General features: G+C 70.1%; 16 protein-coding genes. 3 read left to right on the forward strand and 13 right to left on the reverse strand.

Annotated features, from left to right (window positions below; translation table 11 throughout):
- Positions 1-2 precede the first annotated feature (2 nt).
- Genes nuoK through ACFV20_RS02985 form a run of 11 tightly spaced genes read right to left on the reverse strand, consistent with a single transcriptional unit; the run spans position 3 to position 10,856 of the window.
- Entirely contained in the window at positions 3-302 is a 300-nt protein-coding gene (nuoK, locus tag ACFV20_RS02935) for an NADH-quinone oxidoreductase subunit NuoK (RefSeq protein WP_003992252.1), read from the reverse strand.
- A complete protein-coding gene (locus ACFV20_RS02940) occupies positions 299-1,144 on the reverse strand; it encodes an NADH-quinone oxidoreductase subunit J (RefSeq protein WP_385651669.1) in 846 nt (281 codons plus the stop codon). Before ACFV20_RS02940 ends, nuoK begins: the two co-directional genes overlap by 4 nt.
- Positions 1,141-1,806 (reverse strand): NADH-quinone oxidoreductase subunit NuoI, encoded by a 666-nt coding sequence (gene nuoI / locus ACFV20_RS02945; protein ID WP_362047301.1) that lies wholly within the window; start codon positions 1,804-1,806, stop codon positions 1,141-1,143. The genes ACFV20_RS02940 and nuoI overlap by 4 nt, the downstream gene beginning before the upstream one ends.
- Positions 1,799-3,172, reverse strand: coding sequence for an NADH-quinone oxidoreductase subunit NuoH (nuoH, locus tag ACFV20_RS02950; protein WP_385651670.1), 1,374 nt, complete (start codon positions 3,170-3,172; stop codon positions 1,799-1,801). Before nuoH ends, nuoI begins: the two co-directional genes overlap by 8 nt.
- On the reverse strand, positions 3,169-5,673 hold the full coding sequence (locus ACFV20_RS02955) for an NADH-quinone oxidoreductase subunit G (RefSeq protein WP_385651673.1): 2,505 nt from the start codon (positions 5,671-5,673) through the stop codon (positions 3,169-3,171). Before ACFV20_RS02955 ends, nuoH begins: the two co-directional genes overlap by 4 nt.
- Positions 5,670-7,016 (reverse strand): NADH-quinone oxidoreductase subunit NuoF, encoded by a 1,347-nt coding sequence (gene nuoF, locus ACFV20_RS02960; protein WP_385651674.1) that lies wholly within the window; start codon positions 7,014-7,016, stop codon positions 5,670-5,672. The genes ACFV20_RS02955 and nuoF overlap by 4 nt, the downstream gene beginning before the upstream one ends.
- Entirely contained in the window at positions 7,016-7,876 is an 861-nt protein-coding gene (gene nuoE, locus ACFV20_RS02965) for an NADH-quinone oxidoreductase subunit NuoE (protein WP_385651675.1), read from the reverse strand. Before nuoE ends, nuoF begins: the two co-directional genes overlap by 1 nt.
- Positions 7,873-9,195: an NADH-quinone oxidoreductase subunit D gene (locus tag ACFV20_RS02970; RefSeq protein WP_053669589.1), complete on the reverse strand. Its 1,323-nt coding sequence runs from the start codon at positions 9,193-9,195 to the stop codon at positions 7,873-7,875. Before ACFV20_RS02970 ends, nuoE begins: the two co-directional genes overlap by 4 nt.
- Positions 9,192-9,932 carry an NADH-quinone oxidoreductase subunit C gene (locus ACFV20_RS02975; RefSeq protein ID WP_385651678.1) on the reverse strand — a complete coding sequence of 247 codons (741 nt, stop codon included), beginning with the start codon at positions 9,930-9,932 and terminating at the stop codon, positions 9,192-9,194. Before ACFV20_RS02975 ends, ACFV20_RS02970 begins: the two co-directional genes overlap by 4 nt.
- A complete protein-coding gene (locus ACFV20_RS02980) occupies positions 9,929-10,483 on the reverse strand; it encodes an NADH-quinone oxidoreductase subunit B family protein (RefSeq protein WP_007383964.1) in 555 nt (184 codons plus the stop codon). Before ACFV20_RS02980 ends, ACFV20_RS02975 begins: the two co-directional genes overlap by 4 nt.
- Positions 10,484-10,496: 13 nt before the next feature.
- Positions 10,497-10,856, reverse strand: coding sequence for an NADH-quinone oxidoreductase subunit A (locus ACFV20_RS02985; RefSeq protein ID WP_003992243.1), 360 nt, complete (start codon positions 10,854-10,856; stop codon positions 10,497-10,499).
- 763 nt (positions 10,857-11,619) lie between these two features.
- Between ACFV20_RS02985 and ACFV20_RS02990 the strand changes: the two genes are divergently transcribed.
- Positions 11,620-12,453: a C40 family peptidase gene (locus tag ACFV20_RS02990; RefSeq protein ID WP_385651977.1), complete on the forward strand. Its 834-nt coding sequence runs from the start codon at positions 11,620-11,622 to the stop codon at positions 12,451-12,453.
- Between the two features lie 452 nt (positions 12,454-12,905).
- Here ACFV20_RS02990 and ACFV20_RS02995 read toward each other — a convergent pair whose 3' ends face one another.
- Positions 12,906-14,198 (reverse strand): geranylgeranyl reductase family protein, encoded by a 1,293-nt coding sequence (locus ACFV20_RS02995; RefSeq protein ID WP_385651680.1) that lies wholly within the window; start codon positions 14,196-14,198, stop codon positions 12,906-12,908.
- Between the two features lie 98 nt (positions 14,199-14,296).
- Between ACFV20_RS02995 and ACFV20_RS03000 the strand changes: the two genes are divergently transcribed.
- Positions 14,297-14,821 (forward strand): GNAT family N-acetyltransferase, encoded by a 525-nt coding sequence (locus tag ACFV20_RS03000; protein WP_385651682.1) that lies wholly within the window; start codon positions 14,297-14,299, stop codon positions 14,819-14,821.
- A gap of 239 nt (positions 14,822-15,060) precedes the next feature.
- A complete protein-coding gene (locus ACFV20_RS03005) occupies positions 15,061-15,372 on the forward strand; it encodes a PASTA domain-containing protein (RefSeq protein ID WP_385651684.1) in 312 nt (103 codons plus the stop codon).
- On the opposite strand, the gene ACFV20_RS03010 is transcribed toward ACFV20_RS03005, so the two are convergent.
- Complete coding sequence (locus tag ACFV20_RS03010) at positions 15,359-16,054, reverse strand: demethylmenaquinone methyltransferase (RefSeq protein WP_385651687.1); 696 nt, start codon at positions 16,052-16,054, stop codon at positions 15,359-15,361. The two genes, ACFV20_RS03005 and ACFV20_RS03010, sit on opposite strands and share 14 nt — an antisense overlap.
- Between the last annotated feature and the right edge of the window lie 77 nt (positions 16,055-16,131).

The following is a 16,131-nucleotide window of genomic DNA, read 5'->3' on the forward strand; positions in this document are numbered from 1 at the left end:
CCTTACAGCTTCATCAGGCTGGCGTCGTCGACCGAGGCCGAGTGGCGGGCACGGAACAGGGACACGATGATCGCGAGCCCGACCACGACCTCCGCGGCGGCGACGACCATCGTGAAGAAGGCGATGATCTGCCCGTCGAGGTTGCCGTGCATCCGGGAGAAGGCGACGAACGCGAGGTTGCAGGCGTTGAGCATGAGCTCGATGCACATGAACACGACGATCGCGTTGCGCCTGATCAGCACGCCGGTGGCGCCGATCGTGAACAACAGGGCCGCGAGATAGAGGTAGTTGACGGGGTTCACTTGGACGCCTCCTCGGACCGCTGGAACTTCGCCGGCCCGACCGCCCTGCGCTCCAGACGCTCCTCGGACCGCTGCTCCAGGGCCTTGAGGTCGTTGAGCGCCTCGTGCGACACGTCACGGATCTGGCCGCGCTCGCGCAGGGTCTTGCTGACGGTGAGGTCGGACGGGGTGCCGTCGGGCAGCAGGCCCGCGATGTCGACCGCGTTGTGCCGGGCGTACACACCGGGCGCCGGCAGCGGCGGCAGGTACCTGCCCTCGCGCACGCGCTGCTCGGCGAGCTCCCGCTGGGTCTTGGCGCGCTCGGTGCGCTCGCGGTGCGTGAGCACCATGGCGCCGACGGCGGCGGTGATGAGCAGGGCGCCGGTGATCTCGAACGCGAAGACGTACTTGGTGAAGATGAGGGCCGCCAGACCCTCCACGTTGCCCCCGGCGTTGGCCTGGCCGATGCCGTTGAAGTCCGTCAGGGAGGCGTTGCCGATCCCGCCGATCAGCAGGACTCCGAAGCCGAGCCCGCACAGCAGGGCCAGCCACCGCTGCCCCTTGATGGTCTCCTTCAGGGAGTCCGCCGCGGTGACGCCGACGAGCATCACGACGAACAGGAACAGCATCATGATCGCGCCGGTGTAGACGACGATCTGGACGACGCCCAGGAAGTAGGCGCCGTTGGCAAGGTAGAAAACCGCCAGGATGATCATGGTGCCGGCGAGGCAGAGCGCGCTGTGCACGGCCCTCTTCATGAGGATGGTGCACAGGGCGCCGATCACCGCGACGGTGCCGAGGATCCAGAACTGGACGGCCTCTCCGGTGGAGGTGGAGTAGGCGGCGGCGAGCTGGGCGGTCATCGGCCGATCACTCCCTCGGAGGCGGGTTCCGTCCCGCCGAAGGTCGAGTCGGCCTCCTGGACCACCTCGCCCTTGGAGTGGGCGACCTGCCGCTCGGTGCCGGGCGCGGCCTCCGTCACCAGGCCCCGGTAGTAGTCCTGTTCGTCGGTGCCGGGGTAGATGGCGTGGGGCGAGTCGACCATGCCCTCCTCGAGACCGGCGAGCAGCTGCTCCTTGGTGTAGATGAGGTTGGCGCGGCTGGAGTCCGCCAGCTCGAACTCGTTGGTCATCGTGAGCGCCCGGGTGGGGCAGGCCTCGATGCACAGGCCGCACAGGATGCAGCGGGCGTAGTTGATCTGGTAGACGCGGCCGTACCGCTCGCCCGGCGAGTAGCGCTCCTCGTCGGTGTTGTCCGCGCCCTCCACGTAGATGGCGTCGGCGGGGCAGGCCCAGGCGCACAGTTCGCAGCCGACGCACTTCTCCAGGCCGTCCGGATGGCGGTTGAGCTGGTGCCGTCCGTGGAAGCGCGGAGCCGTGGTCTTCTGCTGCTCCGGGTACTGCTCGGTCAGCCGCTTCTTGAACATGGCCTTGAAGGTCACGCCGAAGCCGGCCACGGGGTTCTGGAAACCGGGCTTGGTGTCCTTGGGTTCCTCACCCTTCGCACGCTCGAGTTCCTCAGCCATCGGACGCCTCCTTTCCATCCGTAGTTCCGCCCAGAGATCCGTCACTCTGAGTATCGGGCCCACCACTGACAATCAGCTCCCGCTCACGGCGTGTGCGGCGTGGGACCGGCGGAAGTTCCTGTCCGGGCAGGGGCGGTACGGGGAATCCGCCCGCCATCGGGTCGAAGGCGGCCGGGGCCTCGGCCGGCTGTTCGGCCTTCTTGGCCTTCTCGCGGAACATGTCGGCGACGAAGGAGAGCAAGAGCAGGGCCAGCACGCCGCCGCCCACGTAGAGGGCGATGTCGGCGAAGTCGTAGCCCTCGTTGCGGAAGGCCCGGACGCTCGCGACGAGCATCAGCCACACCAGGGAGACCGGGATGAGGACCTTCCAGCCGAGCTTCATCAGCTGGTCGTAGCGCACGCGCGGGAGGGTGCCGCGGATCCAGATGAACATGAACAGCAGCAGCTGGACCTTGACGGTGAACCACAGCAGCGGCCACCAGCCGTGGTTGGCGCCCTCCCAGAAGGAGCTGACCGGCCAGGGGGCGCGCCAGCCGCCGAGGAACAGGGTGGTGGCGACGGCCGAGACGGTCACCATGTTGACGTACTCGGCGAGCATGAACATCGCGAACTTGATCGACGAGTACTCGGTGTTGAAGCCGCCGACCAGGTCGCCCTCGGACTCGGGCATGTCGAAGGGGGCGCGGTTGGTCTCGCCGACCATCGTCACGATGTAGAGGACGAAGGAGACCGGCAGCAGCACGATGTACCAGCGGTCGGCCTGCTGCTCGACGATCGTCGAGGTCGACATGGAACCCGAGTAGAGGAAGACGGAGGCGAAGGCGGCGCCCATCGCGATCTCGTAGGAGATCATCTGCGCGCAGGAGCGCAGACCGCCCAGCAGCGGGTACGTCGAGCCGGAGCTCCAGCCCGCCAGCACGATGCCGTAGATGCCGACCGAGGCGACCGCGAGGACGTAGAGCATCGCGATCGGCAGATCGGTGAGCTGCATCGTGGTGCGCTGGCCGAAGATCGAGATCTCGTTGCCGGCCGGGCCGAAGGGGATCACCGCGATCGCCATGAAGGCCGGGATGGCCGCGACGATCGGCGCGAGGACGTACACCACCTTGTCCGCGCGCTTGACGACGACATCCTCCTTGAGCATCAGCTTGATGCCGTCGGCGAGCGACTGGAGCATGCCCCAGGGGCCGTGCCGGTTCGGGCCGATGCGCAGCTGCATCCAGGCGACGACCTTGCGCTCCATGACGATGGAGACCAGCACGGTCACCATCAGGAAGGCGAAGCAGAACACCGCCTTGATGCCCACCAGCCACCAGGGGTCGGTACCGAACATCGAGAGGTCTTCAGCGGCGAGGGACGGGCTCATGCCTCCACCTCCTTGGGGGCCTCGCCGGCGAGGGTCGCCGGGCCGATGCGGACGAGGGAGCCGGGCCGCGCCCCGGTGTCGGAGGCGACACCGCCACCGGTGGAGTTCAGCGGCAGCCACACCACCCGGTCGGGCATCTCGCTGATCTGGAGCGGGAGTTCCACGACTCCCTGGGGGCCGGTCACCGCGAGCAGGTCGCCGTCCTTGACACCCGCCTCGGCCGCCGTCGCGGACGACACCCGCGCGCGGGCGGCGTGCCGGGTGCCGGCGAGTGCCTCGTCGCCCTGCTGGAGGAGACCCTGGTCGAGCAGCAGCCGGTGCCCGGCGAGCACGGCCTCCCCGGTGGCCGGCCGCGGCAGCGCGGCCGCGGTCTCCAGGGGCTCACCGGCCCGCGGGCCGTCCCAGGCGCCGAGCCGGTCGATCTCGCCGCGCACGGTACGCAGGTCCGGCAGCCCGAGGTGGACGTCCATGGCGTCGGCCAGCATCTGCAGCACGCGCGCGTCGGTGGGCGCGGAGCGGCGGGTCATCTGGTCGGGCTTGAGCGCGGCCTCGAAGAAGCGGATGCGGCCTTCCCAGTTGAGGAAGGTGCCGGCCTTCTCGGCGACCGCCGCGACGGGCAGGACGACATCGGCCTTGCGGCTGATCTCGCTGGGCCGCAGTTCCAGCGAGACGAGGAAGCCCACTTCGTCGAGCGCGGCACGCGCGCGTGCCGGGTCCGGCAGGTCGGCGACCTCCACACCCGCCACCAGCAGGGCCTGGAGCTCGCCGGTCGCGGCGGCCTCCACGATCTGGCCGGTGTCACGGCCGTAGCGGTGCGGGAGACCGGCGACGCCCCAGACGGCGGCGACCTCGTCCCGCGCGCGCGGGTCGGTGGCCGGGCGCCCGCCCGGCAGCAGCGACGGCAGCGCGCCCGCCTCGATCGCGCCGCGTTCCCCGGCCCGGCGCGGGATCCACACCAGCCGGGCGCCGGTGGCGGCGGCGGTGCGGACGGCGGCGGTGAGCCCGCCGGCCACGGCCGCCAGCCGCTCGCCGACGACGATCACCGCGCCCTCGGCCCGCAGCGCCTCGGCGGCGAGCGCACCGCCGTCCTCCAGGCCGGCGCCGCTCGCGAGCGCGTCCAGCCACTCGGTCTCGGTGCCGGGAGCCGCCGGGAGCAGGGTGCCGCCCGCCTTCTCCAGACCCCGGGTGGCGTGCGTGGCGAGCGAGAAGGTCTTCTGCCCGTGCCTGCGCCAGGCCTTGCGCAGCCGCAGGAAGACGCCGGGCGCCTCCTCCTCCGCCTCGAACCCGACCAGCAGGACGGCCGGGGCCTTCTCCAGCGCGGTGTAGGTGACGCCCGTGCCGTCGAGGTCCCGGCCGCGCCCGGCGACCTGGGCGGCCAGGAAGTCGGCCTCCTCGCTGCTGTGCACGCGCGTGCGGAAGTCGATGTCGTTGGTGTCGAGGGCCACCCGCGCGAACTTGCTGTATGCGTAGGCGTCCTCGACGGTGAGGCGGCCGCCGGTCAGGACTCCGGTGCGGCCCCGGGAGGCCAGCAGCCCCTGGGCCGCGATCTGGAGCGCCTCGGGCCAGGAGGCCGCCTCCAGCTCGCCCTCGGCGTTGCGCACCAGCGGCGTCTCGAGCCGGTCGCGCTGCTGCGCGTACCGGAACCCGAACCGCCCCTTGTCGCAGATCCACTCCTCGTTGACCTCGGGGTCGTTCGCCGCGAGGCGCCGCATGACCTTGCCGCGCCGGTGGTCGGTACGGGTGGCGCAGCCGCCCGAGCAGTGCTCGCACACCGACGGGGAGGACACCAGGTCGAAGGGGCGGGAGCGGAATCGGTACGCCGCCGAGGTCAGCGCGCCGACCGGGCAGATCTGGATGGTGTTGCCGGAGAAGTACGACTCGAAGGGGTCGCCCTCCCCCGTGCCGACCTGCTGGAGCGCGCCCCGCTCGATCAGCTCGATCATCGGGTCGCCGGCGACCTGGTTGGAGAACCGGGTGCAGCGGGCGCACAGCACGCACCGCTCGCGGTCGAGCAGCACCTGCGTGGAGATCGGGACGGGCTTCTCGTAGGTCCGCTTGCGGCCGTCGAAGCGGGAGTCGGCGTCGCCGTGCGACATGGCCTGGTTCTGCAGGGGGCACTCGCCGCCCTTGTCGCACACCGGGCAGTCCAGGGGGTGGTTGATGAGCAGGAGCTCCATCACACCCTTCTGGGCCTTCTCCGCGACCGGGGAGGTGAGGTGGGTCTTCACCACCATCCCGTCGGTGCAGGTGATGGTGCAGGACGCCATCGGCTTGCGCTGGCCCTCGACCTCGACGATGCACTGCCGGCAGGCACCGGCCGGGTCGAGCAGGGGGTGGTCGCAGAACCGGGGGATCTCGATGCCGAGCTGCTCGGCGGCCCGGATGACCAGGGTGCCCTTGGGCACGCTGATCTCGGCGCCGTCGATCGTCAGCGACACGAGGTCCTCCGGCGGGACCGCCGCCTCTCCCCCGCCGGAGGGAGAGCTGGTGGTCACGGTCATGCGTTCACCTCCGTGCGGTCGGCCCAGGCCGTCGACTTGGCCGGGTCGAAGGGGCAGCCCCGGCCCGTGATGTGCTGCTCGTACTCCTCGCGGAAGTACTTGAGCGAGGAGAAGATCGGCGAGGCGGCGCCGTCACCGAGGGCGCAGAAGGACTTGCCGTTGATGTTGTCGGCGATGTCGTTCAGCTTGTCGAGGTCGGACATCCGTCCCTTGCCGGCCTCGATGTCGCGCAGCAACTGCACGAGCCAGTAGGTCCCTTCGCGGCAGGGCGTGCACTTGCCGCAGGACTCGTGGGCGTAGAACTCCGTCCAGCGCGTGACGGCGCGGACCACGCAGGTCGTCTCGTCGAAGCACTGGAGTGCTTTCGTGCCGAGCATGGAACCCGCGGCGCCCACTCCTTCGTAGTCGAGGGGGACGTCGAGGTGCTCGTCGGTGAACATCGGGGTCGAGGAGCCGCCCGGCGTCCAGAACTTGAGGCGGTGCCCGGGCCGCATCCCGCCGCTCATGTCGAGCAGCTGGCGCAGCGTGATCCCGAGCGGCGCCTCGTACTGGCCGGGGCTCGCGACATGGCCGGAGAGGGAGTAGAGCGTGAAGCCGGGCGACTTCTCACTCCCCATCGACCGGAACCATTCCTTGCCCCGCTGGAGGATCGCGGGAACCGACGCGATCGATTCGACGTTGTTCACCACAGTCGGGCACGCATAGAGGCCCGCGACGGCAGGGAAGGGGGGACGAAGCCGCGGTTGGCCCCGGCGGCCTTCGAGCGAGTCCAGCAGTGCGGTCTCCTCACCGCAGATGTACGCGCCCGCGCCCGCGTGCACGGTGATGTCGAGGTCGAGTCCGCTGCCCAGGATGTTCTCGCCGAGGAAGCCCGCCTCGTAGGCCTCGCGCACGGCGGAGTGCAACCGCCGCAGTACGGGGACGACTTCACCCCGCAGATAGATGAAGGCGTGCGACGACCTGATGGCGTAACACGCGATGATCATGCCCTCGATGAGGCTGTGCGGGTTCGCGAAGAGGAGCGGGATGTCCTTGCACGTCCCCGGCTCCGACTCGTCGGCGTTGACAACAAGATAGTGCGGCTTTCCATCCCCCTGGGGAATGAACTGCCACTTCATCCCGGTGGGGAAGCCCGCGCCGCCGCGTCCGCGCAGACCGGATTCCTTGACGTACGCGATCAGGTCGTCCGGCGACATGGCGAGCGCCTTGCGCAGCCCTTCGTAGCCGTCGTGCCGCCGGTACACGTCCAGCGTCCAGGACCTGTCCTCGTCCCAGAAGGCCGACAGCACCGGTGCGAGCAGCTTCTCGGGGCTCATGTCTTTCAGCTCGGGTGCCAAGGTCATCACTCCCCCTCCTCGGCGGTGGGCCCGGCCGGGTGGGCCGGGTCGGAGGCCGATGTGTCCTGCGGCGCGTCGTGCGAGCTCAAGTGCTCCGTCGGTGACGGCTCGTGCGGTGCCCCGGTACGGGCCGCCTCACCGCGCGGGTGCACCACGCGTGCGGGTGAGCCCTCGCCCTTGGCGAGCTTCAGGCCGACCAGCGAGGCGGGTCCCGCGCTTCCCCCGGCCTCCACGGCCCCCTCCCGCTCGTCGGGGAAGCCGGCCAGGATCCGGGCGGTCTCCTTGAAGGTGCACATGCGTGCCCCGCGGGTGGGGGTGACCGGCCGTCCCGCGCGCAGGTCGTCGACGAGGCTCTTGGCGCTGTCGGGGGTCTGGTTGTCGAAGAACTCCCAGTTGACCATCACGACCGGCGCGAAGTCGCAGGCCGCGTTGCACTCGATGTGCTCCAGGGTGACCTTGCCGTCGCCGGTGGTCTCGCCGTTGCCGACGCCGAGGTGCTCCTGGAGCTCCTCGAAGATGGCGTCCCCGCCCATGACGGCGCACAGGGTGTTCGTGCACACCCCGACCTGGTAGTCGCCGCTCGGCCGGCGCCGGTACATGGTGTAGAAGGTGGCGACCGCGGTGACCTCGGCCGTGGTCAGGCCGAGCACGTCCGCGCAGAACTGCATGCCGGTGCGGGTGACGTGTCCCTCCTCGGCCTGCACCAGGTGCAGCAGCGGCAGCAGGGCGGACCGGGAGTCCGGGTAGCGGGCGACGACCTCGCGCGCGTCCGTCTCCAGTCGGGCCCGGACGTCGTCCGGGTAGGCGGGGGCGGGCAGGTCGGGCATGCCCAGGCTGACGCCCCGCTCGGAAGACGATGTGGTCACCGGTCGACGCCTCCCATCACGGGGTCGATGGACGCCACCGCGACGATGACGTCGGCGACCTGGCCGCCCTCGCACATCGCCGCCATGGCCTGCAGGTTGGTGAAGGACGGGTCGCGGAAGTGGACCCGGTAGGGGCGGGTGCCGCCGTCGGACACGACGTGCACCCCGAGTTCGCCCTTGGGCGACTCGACCGCCGCGTACGCCTGCCCCGGCGGGACGCGGAAGCCCTCGGTGACCAGCTTGAAGTGGTGGATCAGGGCCTCCATGGAGGTGCCCATGATCTTCTTGATGTGGTCGAGGGAGTTGCCGAGGCCGTCGGGGCCGAGGGCCAGCTGGGCCGGCCAGGCGATCTTCTTGTCGGCGACCATGACCGGGCCGGGCTGGAGCCGGTCCAGGCACTGCTCGACGATCCTCAGCGACTGGCGCATCTCCTCCAGCCGGATGAGGAAGCGGCCGTAGGAGTCGCAGGTGTCGGCGGTCGGGATCTCGAAGTCGTAGGTCTCGTAGCCGCAGTAGGGCTGCGCCTTGCGCAGGTCGTGCGGCAGGCCGGTGGAGCGCAGGATCGGGCCCGTCGCGCCGAGGGCCATGCAGCCGGCCAGGTCGAGGTAGCCGACGTCCTGCATCCGGGCCTTGAAGATGGGGTTCCCGGTGGCGAGCTTGTCGTACTCCGGGAGGTTCTTCTTCATCTTCTTCACGAACTCGCGGATCTGGTCCACCGCGCCGGGCGGCAGGTCCTGGGCGAGTCCGCCGGGGCGGATGTACGCGTGGTTCATCCGCAGGCCGGTGATCAGCTCGTAGATGTCGAGAATGAGTTCACGATCACGGAAGCCGTAGATCATGATCGTGGTCGCGCCGAGTTCCATGCCGCCGGTGGCGATGCACACCAGGTGGGAGGAGAGCCGGTTCAGCTCCATCAGGAGCACGCGGATGATCGAGGCCCGGTCGGGGATCTGGTCCTCGATGCCGAGGAGCTTCTCGACACCGAGGCAGTACGCCGTCTCGTTGAAGAACGGCGTCAGGTAGTCCATGCGCGTCACGAAGGTGGTGCCCTGCGTCCACGTCCGGTACTCGAGGTTCTTCTCGATGCCGGTGTGCAGGTAACCGATTCCGCAGCGGGCCTCGGTGACGGTCTCGCCGTCGATCTCCAGGATCAGGCGGAGCACACCGTGGGTGGACGGGTGCTGGGGGCCCATGTTGACGACGATGCGCTCGTCGTCGGCCCGGGCCGCGGTCTCGACGACCTCGTCCCAGTCGCCGCCGGTGACCGTGTAGACGGTGCCTTCGGTGGTCTCGCGAGGTGAAGCGTGCGAGGTGCTCATGAGTACGACCTCCGCTGGTCCGGAGCCGGGATCTGGGCGCCCTTGTACTCGACGGGGATGCCGCCGAGGGGGTAGTCCTTGCGCTGCGGAAAGCCCTGCCAGTCGTCCGGCATCATGATCCGCGTCAGGGCGGGGTGGCCGTCGAAGACGATGCCGAAGAAGTCGTACGTCTCGCGCTCGTGCCAGTCGTTCGTCGGATAGACCGCGAACAGCGACGGGATGTGCGGGTCGCTGTCGGGGGCGCTGACCTCCAGGCGGATCACCCGGTTGTGGGTGATCGAGCGCAGGTGGTAGACGGCGTGCAGCTCGCGGCCCTTGTCGTTCGGGTAGTGCACGCCGCTGACGCCGGTGCACAGCTCGAAGCGCAGGGCGGGGTCGTCGCGCAGGGTGCGGGCGACGAGGACGAGGTGTTCGCGCTCGATGTGGAAGGTCAGCTCGTCCCGGTCGACGACCGTCTTCTCGATGGCGTTGTCCGGGAGCAGGCCCTGCTCCTCCAGGGCGCCCTCCAGCTCGTCGGCGACCTCGTCGAACCACCCGCCGTAGGGGCGGGCCGCCGGTCCCGGGAGCCGGACCGAGCGGACCAGGCCGCCGTAGCCGGAGGTGTCGCCGCCGTTGTTCGCGCCGAACATGCCCCGCTGGACGCGGATCTCCTCGCCGCCCTGGCCGCGCTGCCCGGGGAGGTTCTCCGCCGAGAGGTCCTTCTCGGGATTGACACCGTTGCCGTTCGCGTCGCTCACCGCAGCAGCCCCTTCATCTCGATGGTGGGCAGCGCCTTGAGCGCCGCTTCCTCCGCCTCGCGGGCCGCCTCCTCGGCGTTCACGCCGAGCTTGGAGCTCTGGATCTTCTGGTGGAGCTTGAGGATCGCGTCCATCAGCATTTCCGGCCGGGGCGGACAGCCGGGGAGGTAGATGTCGACCGGCACGATGTGGTCGACGCCCTGGACGATGGCGTAGTTGTTGAACATGCCGCCCGACGAGGCGCAGACCCCCATGGAGATCACCCACTTGGGGTTCGGCATCTGGTCGTAGACCTGCCGGAGCACCGGCGCCATCTTCTGGCTCACCCGGCCGGCGACGATCATCAGGTCCGCCTGGCGCGGCGAGCCCCGGAAGACCTCCATGCCGAAGCGCGCGAGGTCGTAGCGGCCGGCGCCGGTGGTCATCATCTCGATGGCACAGCAGGCGAGGCCGAAGGTGGCGGGGAAGACCGAGGCCTTGCGCACCCAGCCCGCGGCCTGCTCGACGGTGGTCAGCAGGAAGCCGCTCGGCAGCTTTTCTTCGAGTCCCATGACGTGTGGCCCCTCAGTCCCATTCCAGGCCGCCGCGCCGCCATACGTACGCGTACGCGACGAAGACGGTGAGCACGAAGAGCAGCATCTCCACGAGCCCGAAGATCCCCAGGGCGTCGAAGGTGACGGCCCAGGGGTAGAGGAAGACGATCTCGATGTCGAAGACGATGAAGAGCATCGCCGTCAGGTAGTACTTGATGGGGAAGCGCCCGCCGCCGGCAGGCGTGGGGGTCGGCTCGATACCGCACTCGTAGGCCTCGAGCTTGGCCCGGTTGTACCGCTTGGGCCCGATCAACGTGGCCATGACCACGGAGAAGATCGCAAAGCCTGCCCCGAGGGCTCCCAGTACGAGGATGGGCGCATAAGCGTTCACCGCTCCTCGCTCCTCTCAGTCGGCACTGACTGCATGGGGGTCCCCCCTGGTCGAGCGGAGCCGAGACCTAGGGGGAGGTTTGCATCGGGCTCACATCCGCCCCACCTGTCCCTCGAACCCCGCCCGCCCCGGCGAAGATCGGGAACATGTGAAGCAGGTCACAAGCCCAACCGCGTGCATCTTATGCCCGACGCTCTGTGATCTGCGACACGGGGTATTGCACAAGCTTTGTGATCTCCACCACCTGACGATCGATCATGAAGTCGGATGAGCGGTGATCTTCACACGCGAAGCGTCCGAGTGATCACGAGAGGTGACATTTTGGCTCGTCAGCGCAGGCCGGAGGGGTCGTCTCAATATCAAGAGGGTTCGCTTGCATGCAAATTGGCGGTGGAGTTGATCTCTTGATAGAGGCGCGTTCACACGTGAGGGGGTGCACGGGGCGGGGTGTGGACACGTGCACGCGTTCACGATCTCCGCGAGGCCGTGACCCGGCCGTGATCCGCACGCCGGGACGCGACCGGCAGGGCGGCCGTTCCGTGACCTCCATCACATGGATGAGAGATCGATGAGAACGGGGCTTGGCCAATCAACCCAACCGATGGTAGGCGCGGGGCAATTCGGGCGTATTGATCAAACACCGTGATCACAGGCCGGTCACGGTGCGCCCGCAATGTCCGTTACGGCGTCAATAAAGGGGCTCGTTGGGGGGTTTTGAGGCCTCGGATGAACAACTGTGGCGCAGCACACGTTTCTTGAAGATATGAAGGAGCCCCTGGTACCGGTTATTCCCATGTCCCACACCGCTCACATACGCAGCCACCGGAAGCCCCGCCGCAGCGCGACCTCATCGATCGCCCTGCGCGCCGGAGTGGCCGGTGGCGTTCTCAGCATGGCAGCGGCGGGTGCGTCGGCCTCGGCGAACGCCGCCGAGCCGGTGACGCAGACGATCGAACTGCCCACCCTGACGGCCGACATGTCCGCTCAGGTCGCCCAGTCCGCCGCCGCCACCCAGCAGGCGGCCGCGAACTACGAGCTGCGCGCCGAGCGTGACGCCGCCGCCGCCAAGGCCGCCGCGGAGGCCAAGAAGGACCTCGCCGAGGCGAAGAAGAAGGCGGAGGCCAAGAAGGAGGCCGCCGAGGCCGCCCGCAAGGCCGCCGCCGAGCGCGCCAACCGCAGCACCGAGCGCGCCACCCTTTCCGCGTCCGCGTCCACCTCCACGTCCGTGTCGGCGCCCGCCAGCGGCAGCGTCGCGACGGTCATCGCGTTCCTCAAGGCCCAGGTGGGCGACGCCTACGTCATGGGCGCCACCGGTCCCAACGCCTGGGACTGCTCCTCGCTGGTGCAGGCCGCGTACAAGCAGGTTGGTGTGGACCTGCCGCGCGTCTCGCAGGACCAGTCGATGTCCGGCACGGACGTCCCGCTGTCCAGCGTCCAGGTCGGCGACATCCTGTACTGGGGCGGCAAGGGCTCCGCGTACCACGTGGGTGTCTACATCGGGAACGGCCAGTACCTCGACGCGGCCAACCCCTCCAAGGGCGTCGTCATCCAGGACCTGTCCGGCTACCCGGCGTCGGGCGCGGTGCGCGTCCTCTGACGCCGTACACCGTCTGACCCTTTCCGCACATACGGGCTCGGGGGCCGCTGCCACACCAGGGCAACGGCCCTCCCGGCCTGTCCGGGGTCCGCGGGCCCCCGGCCCTCCATCCCGCCCTCGAGGCGCTCCAAGGCCCCCTCAGAGGCCTCCTGAAGGCCACCGGGCACCACAGACCGCCCACGCCCTTCCGCCACTCCGGCACCGCACGCCCGAATTGTCCTCACCTGGCAGGGTGTTGCCGCCGAGAGCCACGGGGCCCCACGCCGTCCAGACCCGCGGGCCGGGCCTCGCACCGTCCAGAGCCGCAGGGCGGGGCCTCGCACCGACCGGACCCGCGGGCCGGGACACATGCCGTCCAGCCCGCCGACCGGGGCCACATGCCGTCCAGGCCGCCGGCCGCGGCCCCCGAGGGCACGCGGACCCGCGGGCGGGCTCGCGTGCCGTCCGTCCGTTCAGGCCTTCGGGGCCACCCGGCTCAGGCCGTTGATGATGCGGTCCATCGCGTCGCCGCCCGTGGGGTCGGTGAGGTTCGCGAGGAGCTTCAGGGTGAACTTCATCAGCATCGGGTGCGTGAGACCGCGCTGGGCCGCGATCTGCATGACCTTCGGGTTGCCGATGAGCTTCACGAAGGCGCGTCCCAGCGTGTAATAGCCGCCGTAGGTGTCCTTCAGGACGCGCGGGTAGCGCTGGAGGGCCAGTTCGCGGCTCGCCGGGGTCGGCCGGGCATGGGCCTGGACGATGACGTCGGCGGCGATCTGCCCGGACTCCATGGCGTAGGCGATGCCCTCGCCGTTGAAGGGGTTCACCAGGCCGCCCGCGTCACCGACGAGCAGCAGGCCCTTGGTGTAGTGCGGTTGGCGGTTGAAGGCCATCGGCAGGGCGGCGCCGCGGATCGGGCCGGTCATGTTGTCCGGCGTGTAGCCCCAGTCCTCCGGCATCGACGCGCACCAGGCCTTGAGGACCTCGCGCCAGTCCAGCTCCTTGAAGGAGTCGGAGGTGTTCAGCACGCCCAGGCCGACGTTCGAGGTGCCGTCGCCCATGCCGAAGATCCAGCCGTAGCCGGGCAGCAGACGGTCCTCGGCGCCGCGGCGGTCCCACAGCTCCAGCCAGGACTCCAGGTAGTCGTCCTCGTGGCGCGGGCTGGTGAAGTACGTGCGCACCGCCACGCCCATCGGCCGGTCCTCACGCCGGTGCAGGCCCATCGCCAGGGACAGCCGGGTGGAGTTGCCGTCGGCGGCGACGACGAGCGGCGCGTGGAAGGTGACCTCGCGCTTCTCCTCACCGAGCTTGGCGTGCACGCCCGTGATGCGGCCGGTGCGGTCGTCGACGATCGGCGCGCCCACGTTGCACCGCTCGAACAGCCGGGCACCGGCCTTCTGGGCCTGCCGGGCGAGCTGCTCGTCGAAGTCGTCGCGCTTGCGGACGAGGCCGTAGTCGGGGAAGGAGGCGAGATCCGGCCAGTCGAGCTGCAGCCGCACCCCGCCGCCGATGATGCGCAGTCCCTTGTTGCGCAGCCAGCCGGCCTCCTCCGAGATGTCGATGCCCATGGCCACCAGCTGCTTGACCGCGCGCGGGGTGAGGCCGTCGCCGCAGACCTTCTCGCGGGGGAACTCGGTCTTCTCCAGCAGGAGGACGTCGAGCCCCGCCTTGGCGAGGTGGTAGGCGGTGGTGGAGCCCGCCGGCCCCGCGCCCACGACGATCACATCGGCGGTGTTCTCCGGGAGGGGCTCGGTCACGACACTCACGGCGGGATCTCCCCAAGGTTCGGAATTGATGTGCCGAGCGGCACCCGACATGGGCAGTCTATGCAGCGGTATTCATCACCCGGCTGAAGGGCTGCCCCGTGAATCGAGCTCTCCCCGCCGTACGGCTCCGCGTCCCCACGCACGAGGACGCGTTCGCCTGGCACCGGATCTTCGACGACCCGGACGTCATGGAGTTCCACGGCGGCAGGGCCGCGGAGCTCTCGGTCTACGAGGAGCTCACCGCCCGCCAGCGCCGGCACGACGCCGAGCTCGGCTTCTGCCTGTGGACCGTGCTCGACGCGTCGGGACAGGTCATCGGCTTCACCGGCGCCCAGCCGTGGGAGCGGGCCTGGGGCCCGGCCGGCGAGATCGAGATCGGCTGGCGGCTGGGCCGGGAGCACTGGGGCAAGGGCTATGTGACGGCTGCCGCGCGGCGGACCCTGGAGCGGATGCGGGCGGTCGGCGTCCCGGGCGTCGTCGCGATGGTCGACGCCCGCAACAGCCGGTCCATCGCGGTGACGCGGCGGCTGGGCATGCGTCTGACCGAGACGTTCACGACCCCGGCCTCGCAGCGGACGGGACACTGCTACCGGCTCGACCTCCGGCCCACCGACGCACCGTAGTCGTCTGCCACGTCCGCCAGGCTGTCTGCCACGTCGGCAACGTCGTCTGCCACGTCCGCCGGGCCGTCCGCCACGTCGGCAACGTCGTCTGCCACGTCGGCCACGGCATCTGCCGCGTCTGCCACGGCATCTGCTGCCACAGAAGGACATCCGTCGCTTCCGGTCGGTACGGGGCGGGAGTTACCCTGCCCGTACCGCTGGGGGTGACATCTGTGCACATATCCCACAAGACACCCGAAGTGTGCGTACCGCGTCTGGTCGGGCTGATGGCCGTGGACGCGCGGGAGACGGCCCGGGCGCGGGGTCTCCTCCTCACCACGCCGGACCGGCCGGAGCCCCCGCTCGCCGTCGTCGACTACGTCGTACGCCAGTACCCGCAGCCCGGTGCCGAGGTGCCGCGGGACTCGATGGTCTACGTGTGGTTCGACTTCGGCCCCGGTGAGGGCGGCGGGGGCGTGCACGAACCGCGGGTCCCCCGGCCGCCCCGGGGCGGTCTGCGGCGCGAGCTGGACGAGCCGGGCGACCCGTCCATGGCGCTCAGCCCGCCTTGAAGCCGCGGTGCAGGGCGACGATCCCGCCGCTCAGGTTGCGCCAGGCCACCCGGGACCAGCCGGCCTTGCCCAGCCGCTCGGCCAGCGCGGGCTGGTCGGGCCAGGCGCGGATGGACTCGGCGAGGTAGACGTAGGCGTCGGGGCTGGAGGACACGGCCCGGGCGACCGGCGGCAGGGCGCGCATCAGGTACTCGGTGTAGACCGTGCGGAAGGGCGCCCACGTCGGGTGCGAGAACTCGCAGATCACGATGCGCCCGCCGGGCCGGGTCACCCGGAGCATCTCGCGCAGGGCCGCGTCCGTGTCCTGCACGTTGCGCAGCCCGAAGGAGATCGTGACGGCGTCGAAGGTGTCGTCCTTGAAGGGGAGCCGCGTGGCGTCGCCGGCGGTGTACGGCAGCCAGGGCTGTCGCTGCTTGCCGACCTGGAGCATGCCCTGCGAGAAGTCGCAGGGGACGACGTAGGCGCCGGTGCGGGCGAAGGGCAGCGAGGACGTGCCGGTGCCCGCCGCGAGGTCGAGGATCTTCTGCGCGGGGCGCGCGTCGACGGCCTTGGCGACCTCCTTGCGCCATCGCCGGTCCTGGCCGAGGGACAGCACGTCGTTGGTCAGGTCGTACCGTTCCGCCACGTCGTCGAACATCGAGGCGACTTCGTGCGGCTGCTTGTCCAGGGATGCGCGGGTCACGGGCCCATTCTTGCAGCACCCCCTCGGGGCGGGGGCCGCGCGGCCGGGTGTGTGCCGCGGCTCCCGCCCCGGCAGGG

The organism is Streptomyces sp. NPDC059696 (assembly GCF_042733745.1).
Lineage (GTDB): Bacteria > Actinomycetota > Actinomycetes > Streptomycetales > Streptomycetaceae > Streptomyces.